Origin of the sequence: Cetobacterium sp., from assembly GCF_048470075.1 — a bacterium.
Taxonomy (GTDB): Bacteria; Fusobacteriota; Fusobacteriia; order Fusobacteriales; family Fusobacteriaceae; genus Cetobacterium_A.
In genome coordinates this window covers 1-2248 of sequence record NZ_DBGBQB010000307.1, presented here as the reverse complement: position 1 = coordinate 2248, position 2248 = coordinate 1, and the positions used below count along the sequence as shown (strand labels likewise).

General features: G+C 29.2%; 2 protein-coding genes. One reads left to right on the top strand and one right to left on the bottom strand.

All coding sequences use genetic code 11. The features are described 5' to 3' along the window. Positions 1-70: 70 nt before the first annotated feature. Positions 71-781: a 2-phosphosulfolactate phosphatase gene (locus ACMOUI_RS10795; RefSeq protein ID WP_418965702.1), complete on the top strand. Its 711-nt coding sequence runs from the start codon at positions 71-73 to the stop codon at positions 779-781. Here the strand turns inward: ACMOUI_RS10795 and ACMOUI_RS10790 are convergent. Further along, complete coding sequence (locus ACMOUI_RS10790) at positions 778-2094, bottom strand: MATE family efflux transporter (protein WP_418965701.1); 1317 nt, start codon at positions 2092-2094, stop codon at positions 778-780. The two genes, ACMOUI_RS10795 and ACMOUI_RS10790, sit on opposite strands and share 4 nt — an antisense overlap. Positions 2095-2248 lie beyond the last annotated feature (154 nt).

The window sequence follows — 2248 nt, the reverse complement described above, 5'->3', positions numbered from 1 at the left end:
TATTATTACCATATAACTCTTTAAATTTCAAAGAAAATGTTATAGAATAGCAAAATAAGGAGATGATATTATGAGAATAGAGATTTTAAAATCAGCAAAAGAAGCTATAGGAAAAGAGTTTAAAGGAAAAAATGTCGTTGTAATAGACGTTTTAAGAGCTACAACAGTTATGGTTACAGCTTTACAAAATGGGGCAAAATGTATATACCCCTTTAAAGAGATTGAAGATGCTAAAAGAGGTCAAAGTTTAACTCAAAATGGACTTTTAGCTGGTGAGAGAAAAGGATTAAAAATAGAGGGATTTGATTTTGGAAATTCACCTCTAGAGTTTACAAAGGATAAGGTTGAAGGAAAAGAGATTTATATGACTACAAGTAATGGTACAAGAGCAATTGAGAATGCTTTAAGTGCAGACGGTTTATACATAGCTTGTTATTTAAATATATCCGTAATTTCTAAAAAACTTTTAGAAGAAAAAAAAGATGTTATCATACTTTGTGCAGGAACAGATGATGAGTTTTCTTTAGATGATAGCCTGTGTGCTGGAATAATAGCAAAAAAAATAGGTGAAAAATCAGAGATTGAGATAAATGATTTTACCTTATCTCTAAAGAGATTAGCTGAATATGCACCAGGAGTAAAGCAAGTTTTAGAGGGAAGTAAGCACTATAGTTATTTAAAAAAAATAGGATATGAAGAGGATTTGGAATATTGTGTGAAAATGGATATATCTGAAATAGTTCCATTTTATATAAATGGAAAAATAAAAACTTCCTCTTAAATATTAAGAGGAAGAGTTTTTAGTGATTTTTTCATCAATGGAATGCTTACAGCTAAACAGATAAGCTCAGCAATGGGGATAGCCAACCAAATTCCAATCTCTCCAATAAAAACTGGAAGAGTAAAAAGTGGAATAAGTACAAATATAATTGAACGTCCACAAGAGATAAAAGCAGATTCAAAGGGTTTTTCAATAGATGTATGAAAACTGCTTGAAATTATGTTAATAAACGATAATAAATATGCAAAAGTAAAGAAGAATATAGCTTTATTTGTTAAGTCTGCAAGCTCCTTATTTCCATTTGAAAAAAGATAAACAATTTTATCACCAAAAAGATGCATACCAATAAAAGTTATTAAACCGATAGAAGCACCAGATTTTAGAGCAACTTTTAGAACATCTTTAATTTTATCAACCCTATTAGCTCCTAAATTGTAGGATATAATTGGTTGTAAAGCTTGAGAGAGACCATATAGGGATATGTTGACAATTGAATTGATATAAAAAACAATTGTTAATGCAGAAACTCCAAGAACACCTATATTTTTCATAATTATTATATTGAAGATATATGTGGTAATAGCACTGGAAATAACCGTTAACATCTCAGAACTTCCATTAAAAAAAATCTCTTTAATATCTTGAAAACTACCTATAATTTTTCCAAACTCAATGTGATACAGTAGTGATAAAGCTCCAAACATATTGGCAAAACATGAAGCTACTGCAGCTCCTTCCATACCCATTCCCAATTTTAAAACAAAGATGTAATCTAAAAAAACATTAACTATAAAACATATTGACCCACTTACAAAAACTTGATTGGGTTTACCAGCTATTCTGACAAAAGTTTCTGTAAAAATTGGCATACTAAAAAAGATTGAACCAGGAATAAGAATAGCCAAGTATTTTTTTACTAGATCATAAGTTTCACTATTGGTTCCCAAAAGATTTATAACAGTATTAAAATTCATCAGTAAAAAAATCGATATAATAAGTAGTACAGATAGCAATAAAATTAGTGTCAAGCTAGTTAAACCTTTGGCACGGTCATAATCTTTATTTCCAGAGGCAATACCAACTAAAACCCCTCCTCCAATACATATCATAAGAGCAATACTCAATAGTAGATTTATAAGAGGCATAGAGAGATTAACCGCAGCTAAGCCGTGAGGGCCAATACCCTTACTTAAAAATATACCATCTACCATAATTTGTAATGAAACTATTAACATTCCCAAAATACTCGGTATTGCAAATTTAAAAAACAGTTTTTTAACGCACCCATTTTCCAGGGTAATATTTTGTGACATTTTATCTCCTTTTTATATCCTTTATAAAACAAAGTAATATTAATAAATAATCATATGTGATATTATAAACTATATACTTAAGTATAATGTCAAGGAGGAAATATGAAAAATAGATATAAAATTTCTGAATTAGCAAAAATAGGGAGTGTTTCTA